Below are 3,336 nucleotides of genomic sequence, written 5' to 3' on the forward strand. Positions count from 1 at the left end.
AAGCTGTTCACGCCTTAGTTCAGTTATCATAATTTTCTCCTTTTAGTTTTTTATAATTATAGAATTTTAGTATTTCTTTGTCAAGTTTTATGAGTAATTTATATAAATTAAAACAAAAGTGTCAGAGGAATTGAAAGCAAAAAAAGAAATCAAATTTCTTTAGGAGGTATTATTTTCTCTTTTTTTAAGAGCTTATCCCAAAGCCTTTTATCGCTCCACTCTTCTTTTATTCTCTCACTAAAAACGATATCTTCAAGTCTTATCTCACCCATTCCATCAAAATTATAAGCATCTTCTCTAAAACATTCAGCATATCCGGTATCAGTTTCATGAACCACTACAGAATAAAGCTGTACTTCTTTTTCTTCGTTTCTAAATTCCATACATTCAAGCACCCTATCAATCATCAAAAAAAATACCCTGCTAAACTGTTCGGCACTCGGATTTACGGGAAGTTCAATCCATCTTTCACTGAACTTTTTAGCCCAGTTTATATATTCCGGGTCATCTTCTTTCCATAAAGTAATAGCATGGTCAAAACTGTCGATGAGTTCTTTAATGGTAAGCTTCATCAGACCAAAATCATATACCATCTGCCCCTTATCAAGAAAATTACTACTAAGTTTTACTTCTACTTTGTAACTGTGTCCATGGAGTGACCGACTACATCTTCTGCTTGTACAGTTTCTTACAATATGGGCGTTTTCGAATTTAAAAAGTTTTCTTATAATCATCAAACACCTTTTTTCTTGCCAAAAAGTCTTATATGAATTCTATCACTGTAACAATATCCGTTTTTTAAACAAAATTCAAATACAAAAGGGGCGTTTTTTTCAAGCTCTTCTTTTGTAGCCCCAAGAGGCATACAATATATTTCATTTTCAAGTCCCTTGATTATATCATCAATCTCTTTTTTTAAATCTCTATTTATTACGAATTTAAAAAAGCTTTCTTTAGCATTTTTAGCATATGATTTTATTACTTCTTTTTTGACTCTTTTATTGTATTCCTCACCGCTGTTTGATAATTTAACGCTCATAGCAAACACAACATCTTTATATTTTGGATATTTTTCAAAATCTATATCTATAGTGGCATTCGTCTCAATTGTTATAAGATTGTCAAACCACTCAATTAAGGGATAAAGCTTTTCATAATAAAGAATCGGCTCTCCACCGGTAATTACCAGATGAGGATTAAATTTTGTATATTTTTTTATCTCTTTTTTTATTTCTTCAATATCCATTTTTCTCCACTGGTTTTTATATTTTTTATCTACCGCATAATAACTATCGCACCCTATCTTTCCAAATCCGGGGCATTTTAAATTACATCCTCCAACCCTTACAAAAACACTAGGATGTCCGGCAAATTTCCCTTCTCCCTGAATTGAATAAAATATTTCGCTGATTGGAATTAATTTTTCACTTTTCATTTTTCACTTTTCATTTAATTTACTGTCCATTTTTTAGTGATAATTACTTTATCCCCTTCGAGTATTCTTCCTTCAAATACATCATCTTCTTCTACCAGCCCTACCCCTTTTGGAGTCCCTGTCATTACAATATCGCCAAAATTCAGCCCAAAAATCTTATCAATATCTTCAAATAACCACTCAGGTTTATACATCATCAAACTCACATCCCCTTTTTGAACAAGTTTTCCGTTTTTATAAACTTCAAGACCTAAATCTTCAATATTTTCAAAATCTACAAAATCACTAAATACCGCAGCACCTCTAAAAGCTTTAGCCCTCTCCCAGGGAAGCCCCTTTTTTTTAAGCTTGCTTTGTATTTCACGCAAAGTAAAATCAAACCCAAACCCGACTTTTAATGTATCTCCTATCAAAAAACATATTTCGCCTTCATAATGCATCGGCGAATACCCAGGCAATACAATTTTATCACTTACACTGCTAAAAGGCTTCATAAAATAAACAGGCTCATTTGGAATTTCATTATTAAGCTCTTTTATATGTTCTACATAGTTTCTTCCGACACAAACTATTTTATTCATTTTTAGCCTTAATTTCGCAAAGTTTGGCATACCCCTTACCAACTCTTGCAACAGGCTCAAAATCACCGTCAATCAGCATTTTCTTAATTTCAAGAAAAAATGGAATCGTAGCCATCTCGTCATTTTCAAATGTTCCGTAAAGTGTAGTTAGAAAAGCTCTCTTACAACATTTAATTACAGGCGGGAAGTCCTCATCCACCCTTTCAAGCTCAATGCCGAATTTTTCAGCCTCACTTTCGCCTGCCGGTAAAACTTCACTTGTTTTATCCATCTTTTGGTACATATCAATAGGCACTAAACAAACGGTTGCTTTTTTTGTCTCTTTTATATTTTTAAAGGTATCTTTTGGCTCATCAATAGTAGGTTTCTTTCTTCCGATACTTACCATAAGAAGCGGCGGTTTAGAAGATACTCCCGTAAAATAACTAAAAGGAGCTACGTTTATAATTCCATTATTTTCCGTAACTATCCAGGCAACAGGGCGCGGAATAATGTTTCCCGCCATCAGTTTATAACGCTCTTTACTTTCAATTTCATTAAAGTTTATTAAATTCTCCATTCTCAATTCTCCGTTCTCAACTTTTTATAATCCCCACACTGTTATTACAATCTCCCTGCTGCTTGGATAATCCCTGTGTTCGTTCAGATATATCCCCTGCCACGTCCCGAGATTAAGCCTTCCGGCGGTTATTGGAATATTAAGACTTACTCCAAACATAGAAGATTTAAAATGAGCCGGCATATCATCGGGACCTTCAAGAGAATGGTGATAATGATACCCGTCAGGCACAAGGCGACTTGAAATTTCTTCCATATCAATTCTCACTTCAGGTGAAGCGTTTTCATTAATGGTAAGAGAAGCCGATGTGTGTTTTAAAAAAAGATTCATCATTCCAACTTCAACATCGCTTATATCAACGGCATTTAAAATTTTATCGGTTATTAGAAAAAAACCTCGACTTGGAGCTTTAATCCTTACAATCTCCTGTTTCATTTTCATATTCCACATCCTCCGCTTCCTCAACATATTCAGCATTAAAATCAATTACAAAATCATCTTTTAAAGCGTTTAAAATATCAAAAAACTTTAAAATTTTATCTTCCCTTACGTCTACCTTTACAATCAATTTCCCCTCCTTATTATAAATAATTAAAAATCGTCTAAATTCAAACTACCTTTGGAGTAATTAACCACGTTTCCTTCAAAAAAGTTTGTTTTCTGGTCGTTAAAACTGCTGAAACTGTCAAACCAGCTGATAGGGTTTTTAAGTCCAACTTCCGGGAACAGCAATTCAAGCCCCATAGCCTGGGCTCTTTTAT

At 33.7% G+C, this 3,336-nt stretch carries 6 protein-coding genes and 1 pseudogene; all 7 read right to left on the minus strand.

From position 1 onward, the window contains the following. Nucleotides 1-149: 149 nt before the first annotated feature. Nucleotides 150-734, minus strand: a complete 585-nt coding sequence (locus tag ACXJH6_RS04105) for a 6-pyruvoyl trahydropterin synthase family protein (protein ID WP_456470495.1) — start codon at nt 732-734, stop codon at nt 150-152. Further along, nucleotides 734-1,435, minus strand: coding sequence for a 7-carboxy-7-deazaguanine synthase QueE (locus ACXJH6_RS04110; RefSeq protein ID WP_456470496.1), 702 nt, complete (start codon nt 1,433-1,435; stop codon nt 734-736). Before ACXJH6_RS04110 ends, ACXJH6_RS04105 begins: the two co-directional genes overlap by 1 nt. 14 nt (nt 1,436-1,449) lie before the next feature. Further along, nucleotides 1,450-2,016 carry a fumarylacetoacetate hydrolase family protein gene (locus tag ACXJH6_RS04115; protein WP_456470497.1) on the minus strand — a complete coding sequence of 189 codons (567 nt, stop codon included), beginning with the start codon at nt 2,014-2,016 and terminating at the stop codon, nt 1,450-1,452. Continuing rightward, nucleotides 2,009-2,575, minus strand: coding sequence for a flavin reductase family protein (locus ACXJH6_RS04120; RefSeq protein ID WP_456470498.1), 567 nt, complete (start codon nt 2,573-2,575; stop codon nt 2,009-2,011). The genes ACXJH6_RS04115 and ACXJH6_RS04120 overlap by 8 nt, the downstream gene beginning before the upstream one ends. Before the next feature lie 24 nt (nt 2,576-2,599). After that, nucleotides 2,600-3,016 (minus strand): secondary thiamine-phosphate synthase enzyme YjbQ, encoded by a 417-nt coding sequence (locus tag ACXJH6_RS04125; protein ID WP_456470499.1) that lies wholly within the window; start codon nt 3,014-3,016, stop codon nt 2,600-2,602. After that, on the minus strand, nt 2,985-3,143 hold the full coding sequence (locus tag ACXJH6_RS04130) for a hypothetical protein (RefSeq protein ID WP_456470500.1): 159 nt from the start codon (nt 3,141-3,143) through the stop codon (nt 2,985-2,987). Before ACXJH6_RS04130 ends, ACXJH6_RS04125 begins: the two co-directional genes overlap by 32 nt. A 23-nt stretch (nt 3,144-3,166) precedes the next feature. Next, nucleotides 3,167-3,336 (minus strand): annotated as a pseudogene (locus ACXJH6_RS04135) (ribonucleotide-diphosphate reductase subunit beta); the annotation flags it as partial.

It is taken from the genome of Caminibacter sp. (genome assembly GCF_053999135.1).

Excerpts from the sequence above, each read along its gene's own strand:
- ACXJH6_RS04105 (WP_456470495.1), bottom strand. The coding sequence starts at position 734 with ATGATTATAAGAAAACTTTTTAAATTCGAAAACGCCCATATTGTAAGA.
- ACXJH6_RS04110 (WP_456470496.1), bottom strand. The coding sequence starts at position 1,435 with ATGAAAAGTGAAAAATTAATTCCAATCAGCGAAATATTTTATTCAATT.
- ACXJH6_RS04115 (WP_456470497.1), bottom strand. The coding sequence starts at position 2,016 with ATGAATAAAATAGTTTGTGTCGGAAGAAACTATGTAGAACATATAAAA.
- ACXJH6_RS04120 (WP_456470498.1), bottom strand. The coding sequence starts at position 2,575 with ATGGAGAATTTAATAAACTTTAATGAAATTGAAAGTAAAGAGCGTTAT.
- ACXJH6_RS04125 (WP_456470499.1), bottom strand. The coding sequence starts at position 3,016 with ATGAAAATGAAACAGGAGATTGTAAGGATTAAAGCTCCAAGTCGAGGT.